Source organism: Salinisphaera sp. C84B14 (genome assembly GCF_040361435.1).
Taxonomy (GTDB): Bacteria; Pseudomonadota; Gammaproteobacteria; order Nevskiales; family Salinisphaeraceae; genus Salinisphaera.
In genome coordinates this window covers 142,468-160,039 of record NZ_APNL01000008.1, presented here as the reverse complement: position 1 = coordinate 160,039, position 17,572 = coordinate 142,468, and the positions used below count along the sequence as shown (strand labels likewise).

Sequence of the window (17,572 nt, the reverse complement as noted above, 5' to 3'; positions counted from 1 at the left end):
ACTTACTTGGTGTAGATGAACTCGACGCGACGGTTCTTCGAATAGGCCGACTCGTTCGAACCCAGCTCGGCCGGACGCTCTTCGCCGAACGACAGGGTCGACAACTGGCTCGAGCTGGCGCCCGACAGCTGCAACGCCTGCTGCACGGACTCGGCACGACGCTCGCCCAGGGCGACGTTGTATTCACGCGTGCCGCGCTCGTCGGTATGGCCTTCCAGACGCAGCTTGACGTTCGGATGCTGGCTCAGATAACGGCCATGGGCCTGAATAGCCTGCGAGAAGCGCGAAGGAATCGCACTCTGGTCGAGATCGAAGTAGATGATACGGGTCGACAGCGGGTTGTTCGGATCCATGAACATGGCCCGGTCGGCCGGGTCGATGCCTTCGAGCCCGCGCACGTCGATGTCGCGCCCGGAGTTCATGCCCATGCCCTGGTCGTCCTGGCCACCCATGCCGGCAGCCGGCAGGTCATCGCCATCGCGCAGGTTCTTCTTGCCGCCGCAGGCCGCGAGTACCAGCATGGCCGCAACGAGTACGGCTATCAGCGAAAATCGCTGCCCCATTTTCAACGTCATTTTATTCATTTTTCAAAAGCTCCTTGTGAACAGGTCGGCTCGGAATCATCCGAGCCTTTTCTTTAACGAATTGATCGACGGTATCAATAACCCAGCGGACCCCAGGCCGGCTCGCGCACTTCGCCACTCTGGGAAAGACGCGATCGGGTCTGGCCGTCCGTGGATACCGTGGCCAATTCGTTGTTGCGGCCCTGGCGGGCATAGATGATGGCTTGGCCGTTCGGCGCGAAATCCGGGCCGTCGTCGAGCGGGCCTTCGCTTACGATACGGATATTATTGTTCTGCAGATCCATAACTGCAATACGGAAACCGTTGCCGCTTTTCTGAACCATCGCGACTTCACCGCCATCCGGCGAATAGGTCGCGCGCTGGTTGCTGTCGCCTTCGAACGTCAGGCGTTGGACCTGGCTGCCATCGCTACGCATCTGATAGACCTGCGGCTTGCCGCCACGATCGGATGTGAAGGCGATACGGCTGCCGTCGGGCGACCAGCTGGCTTCCGTGTCGATGGCGCCGTTATTGGTCAGCTGGGTAAGCTGATTGGTGGTCAGATCGTAGCTGTAGATATCCGGATTGCCGCGATACGACAGCGTCATCGCCAGTTTTCGTCCGTCCGGCGACCAGGCCGGCGCGCCGTTAATACCTTCGCGCGACGAAATCTCGCGGATATTGCCGGTGGCCAGATCCTGCACCCGCAGGCTGCTGCGACCGCGGTTGATATCGAAGGCCACGTAGGCCAGCTTCGAGCCGTCCGGCGACCAGGCCGGCGACATGATCGGGTCGCGCGAGGAATACACGGTCGCCGGGTTGTTGCCGTCGTAGTCGGATACGATCAGGCGATAGCGTAGGGCGCCGTTCTCCTTCGCCATGGTGATATAGGCGATCCGCGAGAGGAAGTATCCCTTCTCGCCCACGAATTTCTCGTAGATCAGGTTGGCCACGGTATGCGCGGCATCGCGCAGTTCGTTACGCCCGGCGTTGATCTGAAAGCTTGCGATCGAACGGCCCTGATACACGTCGAGCAGATCGAAGGTGATCCGGTAACCGCCCTGCCCGTTGGGCGCGGCCGAGCCGACCACGAGATTATCCACCGAGGAGCTGCGCCAGGTCTGGTAGTTCACCTGGTCGGCGCTGCTCGGCGTTTCGGCCATGTTGCGGCGTTCGGTGACGTCGAACAGGCCGGTGGACTTCAGATCGTCGCTGGCCACCTGGGCCACGTCGACCGGCAGCGCACCGCCGCTACTGCCAAACGGCGAAATCGCGATCGGTATCGCGCTCTGTGCGCTGTCGGTAATGTCGACCTGCAGCGCAGCCTGGGCCGGCGCCGATGCCATTGCCGCCAGCACGATCAGGGCGGCGAGCGCAGCTTGGGTTCTAACGAGAATTTGTTTCATTGATCCGGCTCGAAATTGAACTCGATTTCAGAAGAAAAGACGCTGTCCGACGGGGCCCGCGGCAACGGGTCGGATTTGCGAATCGCCTGTTCCACCGAGCGATCCACTGCCGCGCTTCCACAGGATCCGAGCAGACGAAAGCCCGTGATCTGGCCGCCGGGCAACTGTTTCACCCGTACTTTACAGGAAATATTGCGCGCGCCCGGCGGACGCACCCAGTTCGACTCCACACGATCCTTGATCGCTTGAACATAGGCGCCCAGCGCCCGTGAATTCGCTGCGTTGCGGCGCCCCGCAGCCTCCTGCTGCATCGCTTCACGCATGGCTGCTTCACGCGCTGCCTGCTCGGCCGCTGCCTGGCGCTGGGCCTCGGCACGGGCCTTGCGCGCGGCTTCTTCGCGTGCCTGTTTTTCCGCCTCGGCCTTGCGCTGGGCTTCGGCTTTGGCCTGCGCCTCGGCTTCGGCCTTCTTCTTGGCCTCGGCCTTCTTCTTGGCCTCGGCCTGCGCCTTGGCCTTGCGCTCGGCTTCGGCCTTGGCTTTGCGCTCGGCTTCGGCCTGCGCCTGTTTTTCGGCCTCGGCTTTCTTGCGTGCTGCTTCGGCCTCTGCCTTGCGCTGGGCTTCGGCTTTCGCCTTGGCCTCGGCTTCGGCCTTTTTCTTTGCTTCAGCCTGTGCCTTGGCCTTGCGTTCGGCTTCCGCCTTGGCTTTACGTTCGGCCTCGGCTTTCGCGTTGCGTTCCGCCTCGGCTTTCTTCTGTGCCTGGGCCTTGGCCTCGGCTTCACGCGTGGCTTTTGCATCGGCTTCGCGCTTGGCCTTGGCCGCGGCCGCGGCTTCTTCCTTGGCCTGGCGTTCGCTTTCCGCTTTCTCGCGCGCAGCCTTGGCCTCGGCAGCCTGTTTCTTCTCTGCCGCTGCCTTCTGCTCGGCTGCGCTGTCGTCTTCCGGCTCGGGCTCAGGCTCGGCTTCAGCGGGCGGCGCCTCAGGCGCGGCGGCCGGCGAAACCGCGTCCGGCATGTCCGTACTCACCGAATCCGGATTGATCACGGAGGCGTTGACGATCTTCTGGCCGTGATTGCCCCGTGACGAGGCGTCGGTGAAGAAGTTCACGCCCACGATCAGCAGCAGCGCAATCAGCACGTGCAGGCCGATCGCGAGGATGACCGCGCGCCAGTTCTCGGCGAATCCCTGCCACATTGTCAGCGTTCGCTCGTGCTGTCGTCGTCGATATTATCGGTGAGCAGCCCCACCTGCGACGCGCCCGCGCGCTGCAGCATCACCATGCCGCGTACCACGTTGCCGTAGCTGCCGGAGCCGTCGCCGCGCACCGCCACCGGTGCCTCGGGCCGTTCGCGAATCACGCGCGAGGCGATATCGGTCACTTCGTCGCTGGACAAGGGCTGGTCTGGGTTAGCGCCGACGTTGAGATACAGCTGGCCGTCCTGGGTGACCGAGAGCACGATCGGATCGTTGTCCTCGGTATCCAGTACCTGGGCAGAAGCGTCCGGCAGGTCGACTTCCACACCGGTGGTCAACAACGGTGCGGTGACCATGAAGATGATCAGCAGCACGAGCATGACGTCGATATAGGGCACGACGTTGATCTCGCTGGCCAGCCGACGTTTTCCTCGAATAGACATAGTCAGTAGTTCCGAAGACAGGCGGCAGGATTAAAGCTCGGGCGGCGTACGCGCGGGTTCCGGCGCCGGGCGGGGTTTGTCCTGCGCGGCCCGCGGCGCGGGCGTGGCAGCGTTCACGCCGCGCTCGACGATGCCGGACATCTCTTCCATGAAGGTCTGAAAGCGATTCTCGATGAAGTCGACCTTGTTGCTGAAGAAGTTGTAGGCCACGACCGCCGGGATGGCCGCGAACAGGCCCATGGCGGTGGCGATCAGCGCTTCGGCAATACCGGGGGCAACCATCGACAGGCTGGCCTGTTTGACGTTACCGAGGGCAATGAAGGCGCTCATGATGCCCCACACGGTGCCGAACAGGCCCACATAGGGGCTGATCGAGCCGATCGTTGCCAGCACGGCCAGACCGCGTTCGAGGCGTTCGAGTTCCCGCGACAGGGCCACGCGCATGGCGCGCTGGACCGACGGCACGATTTCCTGCGGACTCGCGTTGCCGGTGCTGCGCTGACGACGCAGCTCGTCGTAGCCGTTCTTGAACAACGACGGCATGCCGCGGCTGGTGTCGGCCTGGGCCTGGGTTTCCGCGTAGATATCCTTGAGGTTGCCGCCCGACCAGAAACGATCCTCGAACCATTCCATGTCGTTCTGGGTCTGGCTGAGCAGGCGTCGTTTGCTGAAGATGAGGATCCAGGACACAACGGATGCCAACAACAACGCAAGCATGACGAGTTTGACGAGCAGGCTTGCCTGCATGACCAGCCCCCACAGGGACATGTCCGTCGCAACGTTCATTGCATCTCCTTTTGCAATAACTCCGGCAGCGCACAGGGCCGGAAATCGTGGATTCTGACACACGCCACGGTGAATCGTGCCTGAATAAGCACGGTTTTTTCGCGGCGAATGGTCTGCTCGAAAATGATGCGGGCACGCCGCTGATCGGCTACCGTCGTGAGCACTTCGATATCGTCGTCCAGACGTGCCGGCTGCTTGAACTGAAGCTTGGCGTCGGCCAGCGTGAATGCGATGCCGTGGCTCTCGGCGAGGCTGCGATGGCTGTGCCCCTGGGCCTCCAGCCACAGGGTGCGCGCGCGCTCGAGGTACTTCAGATAGTTGGCGTGATAGACCACGCCGCTGGCATCGGTGTCCTCGTAGAACACGCGTACCCGGTAGCGCATGGCGGTTTGCTCCAAGGTCTGCGTGTCAGTCATCGCCGGGCATCGGGTTGAACAGGTCCGCCGCGCCGGCGTCCCGGCCGGCCGGCTGCGCCAGACCGAAGTGGCGATAGCTGGCCTGGGTGGCAAGACGGCCACGGGGCGTGCGCATCATGAAGCCCTGCTGGATCAGATAGGGCTCGATGACGTCTTCGATGGTTTCGCGTGCTTCGCCGATCGCGGCCGCGAGGCTTTCCACGCCGACCGGGCCGCCGTCGAACTTTTCGAGCAGCGCGCCAAGGAGCTTGCGGTCCATGATGTCGAAGCCGTTGTCGTCCACCTTGAGCATGTCCATAGCCTGGCGTGCCACGGCATGGCTGATACGGCCGTCGGCGCGGACTTCGGCATAGTCGCGTACGCGCCGCAGCAGGCGATTGGCCACGCGCGGCGTGCCCCGGGCGCGGCGTGCGATCTCGGCTGCGCCTGCCTCGTCGATCGACACCTCGAGAATGGCGGCCGAACGGGTGACGATATGCCCCAGGTCGGTATGCGAATAGAACTCCAGGCGCTGGGCGATACCGAAACGATCGCGCAGCGGCGAGGTCAGAGCGCCGGCGCGGGTGGTCGCACCCACCAGGGTGAATGCCGGAAGGTCGAGCTTGATCGAACGCGCCGCCGGACCTTCGCCGATGACGATATCGATCTGGTAGTCCTCGAGCGCGGGATAAAGCACTTCCTCGACCACCGGCGACAACCGGTGGATTTCGTCGATGAACAGTACGTCGTTGGGCTCGAGGTTGGTCAGCAAGGCGGCCAGATCGCCCGGGCGTTCCAGCACCGGGCCCGAGGTCTGGCGAAAGCCGACCTGCATTTCGTTGGCGATGACGTGCGCGAGCGTGGTCTTGCCCAGACCCGGCGGTCCGAAGATCAGTACATGGTCGAGCGCTTCGCCACGTGCCCGGGCCGCGCTGACGAATATCTCCATTTGTTCGCGTACGCTGGCCTGGCCGATGTACTCGGCCAGCCCGCGCGGGCGCAGGGCGCGGTCGAAACGCACCTCGTCGCCCTGGGTACTGGCGCCGATCAGCCGTTGCGCGTCTTCCATGTCAGCGCACCGCCCGGCGCAGGGCTTCGCGAATCAGGGCTTCGCTATCCATGCCCTCGGCGTCGATGCCCTTGAGCAACCGGTCCGATTCGGCCGGCTTGTAGCCCAGCGAGGTCAACGCCTGGCGGGCGATCGACTGCACGTCGCCAACGCCGGCTTCGCTGCTGGCCGCCGGTGCCAGCGCCGGCGCGATCGCGGTGCCGGAGAGCTTGTCGCGCATTTCCACCAGCAGGCGCGCCGCGGTCTTCTTGCCCACCCCGGGCAGCCCGGTCAGCCGCGCGGCATCGTCGGCTTCAATGGTGGCCACGAAATCCGCCACGCTCATACCCGAGAGTACGGTCAACGCGAGCTTGGCGCCGACACCGGAAACCTTGATCAACTCCCGAAACAGGCTGCGTTCGTCGGCGGTGGCGAAACCGTAGAGCAGCATGGCGTCTTCGCGCACGACCATCTGCGTGAGCAGCGTGACTTCGCCGTGGCTGGCGTTGTCGCCGGGCCGCCGGCCCTCGCCGAGGGCGAAGAAGGTCGACAGCGGCGCTTCGACTTCATAGCCGACCCCGCCCACGTCGATGACCAGCCGCGGCGGCTGTTTTTCGATGATGCGTCCGCGTAATTGCCCGATCATGCCCGGCGGCCCGTTGTGTTGGCAGCGATCTTCATACGTGCGGCACTGCGACTGTGGTGGATATGGCATACCGCCACGCCCGCCGCATCGGCCGCGTCGGCCTGCAAGGTGGCATCCACGCCCAGCAGCACGCGCACCATGTGCTGGATCTGTTTCTTGTCGGCATGGCCCCGCCCCACGATCGCCTGCTTGATCTGGGTCGGCGTGTACTCCGATACGGGCAGGCCGTTCGCAGCGCCTGCACAGATCGCCGCGCCGCGGGCCTGTCCCAGCTTGAGCGCGCTCGCGGCGTTGCGCGACACGAACACATCCTCGATTGCCATTTCGTCGGGACGATACTCGTTGATGACCGCGCTCAGTCGTTCGAAGATGAGGCCCAGCCGTACAGGGAAAGCCACCCGCGGCAGGCGGATACAATCGATGACGATGGAGCGCGGCTGTGCCCCGCCCTCGATCACCGCAAAGCCGGTGACCGTGGACCCCGGATCGATCCCGAGAATACGTGCCATGCCGCCGTCAGGCCGGGGCGTCGGCAAGGGTCTCTGCGTCCAGCTCGACGTTGCTGTAGACGTTCTGTACGTCGTCCAGATCCTCGAGCGCATCGAGCAGCTTGAGACAGCTCTGTGCGTCCTCGCCCTGGAGTTCGACAGTCGTTGCCGGGCGCATGGTCACATCGGCGGCATCGGGGGCAAAACCGGCTGCTTCCACCGCGGCCTTGACCTGCGTGTAGTCGTCGGGCGCGGTGAGTACGTCGAAGGAGCCGTCCTCGTATTCGACCAGATCCTCGGCACCAGCATCCAGCGCCGGCGCGAGCACGTCTTCGTCGTCGTTGTCCGGGCCGTAGGTGAGTACGCCCTTGCGATCGAACAGATAGGCCACCGACCCATCGGCGCCCAGATTGCCGCCGTTGCGGTTGAAGGTGTAACGCACCTCGGAAACCGTCCGGTTCTTGTTGTCGGTCATGCAGTCGACCATGATCGCGACGCCATTGGGGCCGTAACCTTCGTAGCGAATCTCTTCGTAGTTGTCGCCCTGCCCGTCGCCGGTGCCGCGCTTGACCGCCCGTTCGATATTGTCCTTGGGCATGTTGGCGGCAAGCGCCTTGTCCCAGGCCAGCCGCAGACGCGGGTTGTCGTTCGGATCGCCGCCGCCCATACGGGCAGCCACCGTGATCTCGCGAATGATCTTGGTGAAAATCTTACCGCGCTTCTTGTCCTGGGCGTTCTTGCGGTGCTGAATATTCGCCCATTTACTATGGCCTGCCATAATGCCTCGTGGTTGCGCTGCAAACCGTGCCGGGATTCTACCAGCCGTGGGCCGCGGCGCGCGGCCGGTGAGCCTTCGCCCCGGCCGCGCGCGCGATCAGATTTCTATCTGGATACCGAGTTCCACCACCCGTTCGGGCGGAATACGATAATAGGATGTCGCCCGCGTGGCGTTGAGTGCCATGAACGCGAACATATGCTCGCGCCAGACCATCATGCCCGGCACTTCGCTGGTGGGGATCAGCGACTCGCGACCGACATAGAAGGTGGTGTGTTCAAGGTCCACATCCAGGCCGAACTCGCCGGCAAAGCGCAATGCCACCGGCACATTGCTGGCCTGCATGAAGCCGTAATAGACCTGCACTCGATACACGCCACGGCCCAGATCGTCGATCTTGAGCCGATCCGCTGCCGGTACCCGCGGTACGTCGAGCGTATTGACCGTGAGCAGAATGACCTGTTCGTGCAGCACACGGTTGTGACGCAGATGATGCAGCAGCATCGGCGGCGTCTTGTGGGTGGCCTCGGTCATGAACACCGCGGTGCCCTCGATACGCATCGGCAGTTCGTCGAGCGATTCGATGAATTCGTCGAGCGGCTCCGTATCGTCCTGGAGATGACGACCCACCAGCTCGCGGCCGCGCCGCCAGGTTCCCATGACGAAGAAGATCACGCCGGCGACCACCAGCGGATACCAGCCGCCGTCGGGTATCTTGAATACGTTGGCGCCGAAGAAGGCGAGATCGACCACCAGCAGCAGGGCCGCGATCACACCCGCGATGCGCGGGAACCAGCCCCAGCGATAGGCCACGAAGAACGCCAGGATCGTGGTGATGACCATATCCATGGACACGGCCACGCCATAGGCCGCAGCCAGATTGCTCGACGAGCCGAATCCAAGCACGAGCCCGATGGTGGCAGCCATCAGCACCCAGTTCATGAACGGGATATAAACCTGACCGTAGGACTCGTGCGAGGTTTGCACGATGTTCAGGCGCGGCAACTGGCCGAGCTGAACTGCTTGCCGCGTAAGCGAGAACACGCCGGAAATGACCGCCTGGGAAGCGATCACCGTGGCCAGCGTCGCCAGGCCCACCACCGGATACAGCGCCCAGTCGGGCGCCATCTGGTAGAATGGTTGGGTGATATCGGGGTTTTCCAGCATCATCGCGCCCTGGCCGAAGTAGTTCAGCAGCAGCGCGGGCAGCACCAGAAAGAACCAGGCCAGACGAATCGGCGCCAGGCCGAAATGGCCCATATCCGCGTACAAAGCCTCACCGCCCGTCACCACCAGGAACACCGTGCCGAGCACCAGGAAGCCGGCAAGGCCGTTATCGGCAAAGAAGCTGGCAGCGTAGATCGGGTTGACGGCGGCAATAACGCCGGGGTGATGCACGATGCCATTGATGCCGAGCAGGCCCAGCACGGCGAACCAGGTCAGCATGACCGGGCCAAACAGCGAGCCAACAGCCGCCGTACCGCGTTTCTGAATCAGAAACAGCCCAACCAGAATCGCGATGGTGATCGGTACGATGTATGGCTTGAAGGCGGGCGTGGCGACCTCAAGCCCCTCGATCGCGCTCAGCACGGAAATCGCGGGTGTGATCGTGCCATCGCCGTACAACAGGGCCGCGCCGAACAGGCCGAGCAACATGAGCATGTAACGGCGGTTCTTCTTTTCCGTCTTCCAGGGGTTGAGAAGAGCGACGAGGGCGATGATCCCGCCCTCGCCGTTGTTGCTCGCGCGCATGACCACGGCCAGATACTTGATCGAGATCACGATGATCAGCGACCAGAACAGCAGTGAGAGCACGCCGAAGATATTGGCCGGCATGACGGTAATGCCGTCATGCGAATAGAACGCTTCGCGTAGCGCGTAGATCGGGCTGGTGCCGATATCGCCGTAGACGATGCCCAGCGCCGCCAGACACAGAAACGGCAACGACTGTCGGCCCTTGTCGTTGCCGTTCTTGTGCTCTTCGGTACCGTCGTGGCCGCCGTCAGCGCCTGCGCCATCGGCTTTTTCGCCGGTACCGTTCTTGCTGCCTTTCGCTAGCGAGCGATCTTCTTCCTCTGCGGCCATTCAGCGCTTACTTCTTGCGCTTCGGCGGGAAGTGAATCGGTCGCCCGTCCACGGCCAGCGCGGTTTCATGCACCGTCTCGCCCAGCGTGGGATGTCCATGGATGATTCGGGCGATATCTTCGCTCGATGCTTTGTACTCCATGGCAACAACCATTTCCTGGACCAGCTCGGAGACGTAAGGGCCGATCATGTGCACGCCCAGAATCTCATCGGTGTTGGCATCGGCGATCATCTTGACGAAACCGCCCTGCTGGGCCAGCGCCTTGGCCCGACCATTGGCCGCGAACGGCACCTGGCCGACCCGGTATTCGGTACCGGCCGACTTCACCTGTGCTTCGGTCTTGCCGACCCAGGCCATTTCCGGGTGGGTGTAGACCACCGAGGGGATCACGTCGTAGTTCAGGTGCGGCTTCTGGCCGTCCAGAATTTCGGCGACGGCGACGCCCTCTTCCATGCCCTTGTGGGCCAGCATCGGATTGCCGATCACGTCACCGACGGCATAGACACCCGGCAGGCTGGTACGAAAGCTCTCGTCGACGTCAACAAAGCCCTTGTCGTCGAGCTCCACGCGCGCGCCCTTGGCACACAGGTCTTTCGTATGGGGACGCCGGCCCACGGCGACCACCAGGCGGTCGAAGGTGGTCGTATGCGATTCGTCACCCTGCGTGTACTTGACCTCGACGCCGTTCTTGGTCGCCTTGGCTTCGGTGACGCGGGCACCAAGCTGGATATCCAGGCCCTGCTTCTTGAACGACTTGAGGCCTTCCTTGGCCACGTCGCGATCGGCGATCGGCATGAATTCGTCGACCGCTTCCAGCAGCGTCACGTCGCTACCCAGGCGCGACCAGACGCTGCCCAGTTCCACGCCGATATAGCCGGCGCCGATGACGCCCAGCTTTTTCGGCACCTCATCGAATTCCAGCGCGCCCCAGGAATCGACGATGCGATCGCCGTCGAAGGGGGCGATATCGAGCTCGACCGGCTCCGAACCGGCGGCGATGATGATCTTGTCGGCCTTGAAGGTGGTTTCCTTGCCGTCGTGATCGACGAACAGCACCTCACCCGAATCCACTACCTGACCGCTGCCGGCGAATGACGTCACGCCATTTGCCTTGAACAGGCTGGCGATACCGCCGGTCAGCTGCGAGACGACTCCGGCCTTGCGCTTCTGCATCTTGGCCAGATCGAGTTCGACCTTGCTGGCCTTGATGCCGTGATCGGCGAACTCGTTGTTCGCGCGATCGTAGAGCTCACTGGACTCGAGCAGCGCCTTCGACGGGATACACCCGGCGTTGAGGCAGGTACCACCCAGCGACGGCTTGTCGTTGAGGTCCAGCCATTTGTCGATACAGGCCACGTCCATGCCCAGCTGTGCCGCGCGAATGGCAGCGACATAACCCGCCGGACCGGCGCCGATAACGACGACATCGAATTCCTTGCTCATGCTTTTCCTTGCAATTACGTGTGACGGTTACCGATGTGGGCCTAGACCTGCAGCAGCAACCGGGCCGGATCTTCGATGAGTTCCTTGATCGTGCGCAGGAACAGCACCGCGTCGCGGCCGTCAATGAGGCGGTGATCATAGGACAGCGCGAGCTGCATGACCGGGCGGATCACGATTTCGCCGTCAACCACCACCGGCTTGTCGTTGGTGGCATGCATGCCGAGAATCGCGGCCTGCGGCGGGTTGATGATCGGCGTCGACAGCAGTGAGCCGAACACGCCGCCGTTGGTGATCGTGAAGGTACCGCCACTCATTTCGTCCATGGTGACCTTGCCTTCCTGGGCACGCTTGCCGAGGTCCCGGATCGTGGATTCGATCTGCGCGTAGGACTGCTGATCGGCATCGCGCAGCACCGGGACCAGCAGGCCTCGCGGCGAGGATACGGCCACGCCGATATCGTAGAAGCCGTGATAGACGATATCGCCTTCGTCGATGGAGGCGTTGACGATCGGGAAGCGCTTGAGGGCTTCGACCGCGGCCTTGACGAAGAACGACATGAAGCCGAGACGGACTTCGTGATCCTTCTCGAACTTGTCCTTGTACTGATTGCGCAGATCCATCACCGCCTTCATGTCGACCTCGTTGAAGGTCGTGAGCATGGCGGTGTTCTGGCTGGCATCCAGCAGGCGCTCGGCAATGCGCTGGCGAATACGCGTCATCGGTACGCGCTGCTCGGTGCGTTCGCTGGGGGCATCGGCGAGGGCCTGACGGTCGGCCTGTTCGGATACGGCCTGCTCCTCGCGCTCGGAACTGGAGTCGGCGCGCGACTGCGATTTGTCTTCGCCCTGGGCCGGCTTGGAATCGCCCTTGTTGTCGATCGCCTTCTGCACGTCGGCCTTGGTGATCCGGCCGTCCTTGCCGGTGCCTTCGACATTGCGCGCGGCCACATCGTTTTCGTCCATCAGCTTCTTGGCTGCAGGACTGGCGATCGCCTCGTCGTCGCCCGAATCGGCCTTTTCTGCGGCCTCGTCTTCGGCTTCGTCGCTCTTGGCGTCGCTGTCGTCGTCGGCCGCGGCTTTCTTGTCGTCGTCCGACGTGTCGTCGTCACCGTCGTCGCCGGCATCCGAGCCGTCACCTTCCTCGACGATGGCCAGCACGTCGCCCGCCTTGACGGTATCGCCGGCGGACACCTTGATTTCGGCGAGCACGCCCGCCGAGGTCGAGGGCACTTCGAGCACGACCTTGTCGGTCTCGAGGTCGACGAGGTTCTCGTCGCGGCCGACCTTGTCGCCCTTGTTCTTCTGCCACTCACCCACGGTGGCTTCGCTGACGGATTCCGGAAGCTCCGGGACTTTGACTTCTGTGGCCATGCTTGGTGTTTCCTAACTTGTCGAGATCGTTGACGTGAATCCGCGTGCTAGCGCGCGGCCAATATCACTTCTTCTTGGAACGAGACTTGCGCGTCTGCGCCTTGCCCTTGTCCACGAGGCGCTCGCCGCCGGTCAGGCCTGCGTCGACCACCGCTTCCTGCTGCTTGACGTGCAGCTTGTGGTAACCCGCGGCGGTCGTCGCCGCACCCGGGCGTGTGGCATAGAGCAGCTCGTGGCGTTCGGCCAGCGGCACCTGCAGGCGATGCTTGATCTGATACCAGGCGCCCTGATTCTCCGGCTCTTCCTGGCACCACACCACCTCCTCGGCGTTCTTGTAGCGATCGAGCACCGCCGCGTAGTCGTTGGCCGGGAACGGATAGAGCTGTTCGATACGCACCAGCGCCACGTTGTCGAGTTCGCGCTCTTCACGAGCCTGATACAAATCGTAGTAGACCTTGCCGCTACAGAACACGACGCGCTCGATGGCGTCGTCGTCGATGCTGTCGGGCTCGTCGATGACGAAGTTGAACTGGCCCTCGGCCAAATCCTCGAGCGTCGAGGTCGACAGCCGATGACGCAGCAGGCTCTTGGGCGTGAGCACCACCAGCGGCATGCGCAGATCGCGCACCATCTGCTGGCGCAACAGGTGGAACCACTGCGCCGGCGTGGACGGTACGCAGACAATCATGTGGCGCTCGGCGCACAGCTGCAGAAAACGCTCCAGTCGTGCCGAGGAATGCTCCGGGCCCTGGCCTTCATAGCCGTGCGGAAGGAACATCACCAAGCCGCACAGCCGGCCCCACTTGGCCTGACCGCTGGAGATGAACTGGTCGATGATCACCTGAGCACCGTTGACGAAGTCACCGAACTGGGCTTCCCAGATGGTGAGCGTCGACGGATCGGCGGTGGCGTAGCCATACTCGAAGCCGAGCACGCCCGCCTCGGAAAGCAGCGTGTCGTTGACCGTGAACATCGCGCTTTCGCGGCCCACATGCTTCAACGGAATGAACTTCTGACCGTCCTTCTGGTTGTAGAGCACCGAGTGGCGATGGAAGAACGTGCCACGGCCGGAGTCCTGACCGGACAGGCGCACGTTGAAGCCGTCGTCGAGCAGGGTCGCATAGGCCATATGCTCGGCAAAGCCCCAGTCGATACGCGAAGCGCCGGCGGCCATCTTGCCGCGATCATCGATGATGCGCTGTGCGCGCTTGTGCAGCTCGAAGCTGTCGGGCAGGTCATGCAGCCGCGAGGCGAGCCGCTGCAGCGTTTCCACCGGCACCGAGGTGTCGACGATATCCGACCAGCGCTGCCGGCTGTAGCGCGCCCAGTCCACGGTATGTTCGTTGCCGACCAGGCCGAGCGTGGTGCGCGAGATGTTCTTGCCTTCGTCGAGGCCGTCGCGATAGGCGTCGGCGAACTGCTGGGCTTCGTCCTTGTCGATCAGGCCTTCGGATTCGAGCTTGCCCGCATACAGCTTGCGGGTCGTCTCCATCTGCTTGACCTTCTGGTACATCAGCGGCTGGGTGACCGCCGGCTCGTCTGCCTCGTTATGGCCATGGCGCCGATAGCAGATCATGTCGACGATCACGTCCTTGCCGAACGTCTCGCGGTAATCCATGGCCAGACGGGTGACGAACACGACTGCTTCCGGGTCGTCGCCGTTGACGTGAAACACCGGCGCTTCGAGCATCTTGGCGATGTCGGTGCAGTACTGCGACGTACGCGAGACCTCACCCAGCTTGGCGGTGATCGGGTTCTGCATGGTGAAACCGAGCTGGTTGTTCACCACCAGATGCACGGTGCCGCCGGTGGCATAGCCTTCGGCCTGCGACAGCTGCAGCGTCTCCATGACGATGCCCTGGCCGGCAAACGACGCATCGCCGTGGATGAGCACCGGCAGAATCGTCTCGCCTTCTTCGTCGTGGCGGCGCTCCTGGCGCGCCTTGACCGAGCCCTGTACCACCGGATTCACCGCCTCGAGATGCGAGGGGTTGAAGGCCAGCACGAGATGCACGCGCTCGTCTTCGATTTCGATGTCGGTAGAGAAACCCATGTGATACTTCACGTCGCCCGACATCTCGAGTTCGTCGAGGTCGTAGTCGCCTTCGAATTCGGCGAACAACTCCTTCGGCGACTTGCCGAGGATGTTCACGAGCACGTTCAGGCGGCCACGATGGGCCATGCCGATCACGATCTCGTCCACGTGGCTACGCGCGGCCGAGCGCACCACTTCATCCAGCGCCGGGATCATGCTGTCGGCGCCTTCCAGCGAGAAGCGCTTCTGCCCGACATACTTGGTATGCAGATAGCGCTCGATGCCTTCTGCCGCGGTCAGCTGGCGCAGTACTTCCCGCTTTTCCTTTTCGTTCAGGCGCGGCTTGTCGACGCTGGCCTCGAGGCGGCGCTGAATCCAGCGCTTCTGGCGGGTGTCGGTGATGTACATGTACTCGGTGCCGATCGTACCCGTGTACACCCGCTTGCAGATGTCGATGATATCGCGCAGCGGCAGTTCGTCGGCTTCGGTGAACAGCGACCCGGTGTTGAAGACGGTATCCATATCCGCTTCGCCCAGCCCGTGAAAAGCCGGGTCCAGGTCCGGCACGTTCGGACGCTCGTAGAGGCCGAGCGGGTCCAGATCGGCGGCCTGGTGGCCGCGCATGCGGTAATAGTTGATCAGGCGTAGCACGCCTGCCTGCTTCTGGGCGGCGCGCTGCGACATGCTTGCCCGCGGCCGCGCGCCCTGGCCCGCCGAGGCCTGGGTATCCACGAACGAGTCGCGAATCGGCCCGTGCGCGACGTCTTCAGCGCCATCGCCGTTAAGGCTCTTGAAGTACTCGCGCCAGCTCGGCTCGACCGAGTCGGGATCCTTGAGATATTGCTCGTAGTAGGACTCGACGTAGGCTGCGTTGCCGCCGAACAGAGGAGAATTCTCGATGAACTTGTCGTTAAGTTCGCTTTTCATAGACTAAGGCCCTGTGGCCGTGTCGAGGCGCCGGGATCGCCTCGTTCAAACCGTGCCGATGCGACGCCTGCCGGCGGGCGCCGCGATGGCCGCTAATGATAACAAACCGTACCCTTGCCCGTGACCGAACACGGGCCGGTCTCAGCCAGTCTTGTTCGCATCGTCTTCTTCGTCCCAGCCCGCCGTGAGGTTTTTGAGGTAGCTGCGAAACTCGTCGCCGATCTCGTGGTGCTGAAGCCCCATTTCGACGTTGGCCTTGAGGTAGCCGAACTTGCTGCCGCAGTCGTAGCGGGTGCCTTCGAACTCGTAGGCCAGCACGGTCTGCTCGCCCATCAGTGCCTCGATGGCGTCGGTGAGCTGGATCTCGCCCCCCGCACCGGGCTTGGTCTTGTCCAGCAGCCGGAATATGCGTGGCGTGAGGATATAGCGGCCGACCACGGCCAGATTCGACGGGGCCTTGTCCGGATCGGGTTTTTCCACGATGCCGCGAATTTCGGACAGCCCGGGGCCGATCGGCTCCACTTCCACAATGCCGTACTTGTAGGTTTCTTCCCAGGGCACGCGCTGTACCGCGAGCACGCTCGTGCCGTACTCCTGATACACCCGCTGCATCTGCGCCATGCACGGCTGGAAGGAGCCCGCGATCAAGTCGTCAGCGAGGATGACGGCGAAATCCTGGTCGCCCACGGCCGGCAATGCGCAGCTGATGGCATGACCAAGGCCCATCTGCTCGGGCTGGCGGATATAGACACAGCTGATACCCGGCGGTAGTACGTCCTTGACCGCCTGCAGCAATTCTTCCTTGCCCTTGGCCTCGAGCGTGGCTTCCAGCTCATAGTCCCGATCGAAATGATCCATGATCGAGTTCTTGGTGTGACTCGTGATGAACACCATTTCCTCGGCGCCGGCTGCGATCGCCTCCTTGACCGCATACTGGATCAGCGGCTTGTCCACCACCGGCAGGATCTCTTTGGCGCTGGCCTTGGTTGCCGGCAGAAAACGCGTGCCCAGCCCTGCGACCGGGAACACCGCCTTACGAATACGCATAGTCGATCCTTTGGCTTGTCAGCCCTTCGAATTTAAATCTAGAGATAGCGTATATCGCCAAGCAGGTGGACGATATCGCCTTTGGGATTGGTCAATGCAAAATCCGCGCCCTGTGCGCCAAGGCTGTAGGCAAAGCGGGCCTTGCTCGGCAGGAAGACCGGTTTCTTGAAACCCAGCGTCAGCGTATAGGCGGCCTGCTCGAGCTTCGGCTCGAGTTCCGCCGCGGCGCGTGCCTTGGTCCACATGCCGGTCGCGATGGCGCGCGGAAAACCGAACAGCTTCGCGCTCCAGGGGCTCAGGTGGATCGGGTTGTAGTCGCCCGCCGCGCTGGCATAGCGGCGCCCGATGTTTTCGGGCACGTCCCAGGTGACTTCTTCTTCGATATCGAAGCCGAGCCCGTCGTCGTGCTTCTTCTTGGGCGACTTGGGTACGTTGGTTTTCTGGCGCGAAAGCATCGAACTGTCTTCCTGCCAGATCAGTTCGCCGGCCCGGTCGCGCACGCGCGTGACCAGATCGAACTCGACGCCCTTCTCGACTTCCCGATGGCCGCCGACGCTGACCTCGATATGCAGCTTTTCCGCGGTCTCGATGGCCCGATACTGGGTAATCTGGTTACGCAGATGAATCAGGCCCAGCAGCTTGAGCGGAAAACGCTTGTGGGTGAGTACCGCCATGTGCATGGGAAAGGCCAGCACATGGGGATAGGTGACCGGCAAATGCGGCGAATGCTGAAAACCGCACACCTTGCGATACTTCGCCAGCTCTTCGGCGCGGACCTCGAGATCCGGCAGTTCTGCAACGATCGGCGGTATGGTTTCATCGCCGGACAGGCCGCCCGACAGCGTCGTCGCGGCCCGTAGATAGGACGGCGCAACCGCCGGAAGAGAGTCGTATTCGAGCCGGGTTTCGTTTGCCATCGCCTATGGG

16 protein-coding genes are annotated in these 17,572 nt (G+C 63.0%); all 16 read right to left on the bottom strand.

The window, feature by feature from the left end; genetic code table 11:
* Positions 1-2: 2 nt before the first annotated feature.
* The 16 genes from pal to C84B14_RS09085 all read right to left on the bottom strand — a co-directional run bounded on the left by pal (position 3) and on the right by C84B14_RS09085 (position 17,562).
* Positions 3-584 carry a peptidoglycan-associated lipoprotein Pal gene (gene pal, locus C84B14_RS09160; protein ID WP_348765513.1) on the bottom strand — a complete coding sequence of 194 codons (582 nt, stop codon included), beginning with the start codon at positions 582-584 and terminating at the stop codon, positions 3-5.
* A 74-nt stretch (positions 585-658) separates the two neighbouring features.
* On the bottom strand, positions 659-1,969 hold the full coding sequence (gene tolB, locus C84B14_RS09155; RefSeq protein ID WP_348765512.1) for a Tol-Pal system beta propeller repeat protein TolB: 1,311 nt from the start codon (positions 1,967-1,969) through the stop codon (positions 659-661).
* Positions 1,966-3,156 carry a cell envelope integrity protein TolA gene (gene tolA / locus C84B14_RS09150; protein WP_353223517.1) on the bottom strand — a complete coding sequence of 397 codons (1,191 nt, stop codon included), beginning with the start codon at positions 3,154-3,156 and terminating at the stop codon, positions 1,966-1,968. The genes tolB and tolA overlap by 4 nt, the downstream gene beginning before the upstream one ends.
* A 2-nt stretch (positions 3,157-3,158) precedes the next feature.
* Complete coding sequence (tolR, locus tag C84B14_RS09145) at positions 3,159-3,599, bottom strand: protein TolR (RefSeq protein WP_348765510.1); 441 nt, start codon at positions 3,597-3,599, stop codon at positions 3,159-3,161.
* Between the two features lie 30 nt (positions 3,600-3,629).
* Positions 3,630-4,385 (bottom strand): protein TolQ, encoded by a 756-nt coding sequence (gene tolQ / locus C84B14_RS09140; RefSeq protein ID WP_353223515.1) that lies wholly within the window; start codon positions 4,383-4,385, stop codon positions 3,630-3,632.
* The gene (gene ybgC / locus C84B14_RS09135; protein ID WP_353223513.1) at positions 4,382-4,801 is read right to left on the bottom strand and encodes a tol-pal system-associated acyl-CoA thioesterase; all 420 of its coding nucleotides are present in this window, start codon (positions 4,799-4,801) and stop codon (positions 4,382-4,384) included. The genes tolQ and ybgC overlap by 4 nt, the downstream gene beginning before the upstream one ends.
* Positions 4,794-5,849, bottom strand: coding sequence for a Holliday junction branch migration DNA helicase RuvB (gene ruvB, locus C84B14_RS09130; protein ID WP_353223511.1), 1,056 nt, complete (start codon positions 5,847-5,849; stop codon positions 4,794-4,796). Before ruvB ends, ybgC begins: the two co-directional genes overlap by 8 nt.
* 1 nt (position 5,850) lies before the next feature.
* Entirely contained in the window at positions 5,851-6,474 is a 624-nt protein-coding gene (gene ruvA, locus C84B14_RS09125) for a Holliday junction branch migration protein RuvA (RefSeq protein WP_293625022.1), read from the bottom strand.
* Positions 6,471-6,983: a crossover junction endodeoxyribonuclease RuvC gene (ruvC, locus tag C84B14_RS09120; protein ID WP_348765506.1), complete on the bottom strand. Its 513-nt coding sequence runs from the start codon at positions 6,981-6,983 to the stop codon at positions 6,471-6,473. Before ruvC ends, ruvA begins: the two co-directional genes overlap by 4 nt.
* Before the next feature lie 7 nt (positions 6,984-6,990).
* A complete protein-coding gene (locus C84B14_RS09115; RefSeq protein ID WP_348765505.1) occupies positions 6,991-7,740 on the bottom strand; it encodes a YebC/PmpR family DNA-binding transcriptional regulator in 750 nt (249 codons plus the stop codon).
* Between the two features lie 96 nt (positions 7,741-7,836).
* Positions 7,837-9,822 carry a potassium transporter Kup gene (locus C84B14_RS09110; RefSeq protein ID WP_353223508.1) on the bottom strand — a complete coding sequence of 662 codons (1,986 nt, stop codon included), beginning with the start codon at positions 9,820-9,822 and terminating at the stop codon, positions 7,837-7,839.
* Positions 9,823-9,829: 7 nt separating this feature from the next.
* Entirely contained in the window at positions 9,830-11,266 is a 1,437-nt protein-coding gene (lpdA, locus tag C84B14_RS09105; protein ID WP_348765503.1) for a dihydrolipoyl dehydrogenase, read from the bottom strand.
* Positions 11,267-11,307: 41 nt separating this feature from the next.
* On the bottom strand, positions 11,308-12,636 hold the full coding sequence (gene odhB / locus C84B14_RS09100) for a 2-oxoglutarate dehydrogenase complex dihydrolipoyllysine-residue succinyltransferase (protein ID WP_353223506.1): 1,329 nt from the start codon (positions 12,634-12,636) through the stop codon (positions 11,308-11,310).
* A gap of 64 nt (positions 12,637-12,700) precedes the next feature.
* Positions 12,701-15,598 (bottom strand): 2-oxoglutarate dehydrogenase E1 component, encoded by a 2,898-nt coding sequence (locus C84B14_RS09095; RefSeq protein ID WP_348765501.1) that lies wholly within the window; start codon positions 15,596-15,598, stop codon positions 12,701-12,703.
* 141 nt (positions 15,599-15,739) lie between these two features.
* The gene (gene galU, locus C84B14_RS09090) at positions 15,740-16,645 is read right to left on the bottom strand and encodes a UTP--glucose-1-phosphate uridylyltransferase GalU (RefSeq protein ID WP_348765500.1); all 906 of its coding nucleotides are present in this window, start codon (positions 16,643-16,645) and stop codon (positions 15,740-15,742) included.
* A 38-nt stretch (positions 16,646-16,683) separates the two neighbouring features.
* Positions 16,684-17,562, bottom strand: a complete 879-nt coding sequence (locus C84B14_RS09085; RefSeq protein WP_353223504.1) for a MaoC family dehydratase — start codon at positions 17,560-17,562, stop codon at positions 16,684-16,686.
* Between the last annotated feature and the right edge of the window lie 10 nt (positions 17,563-17,572).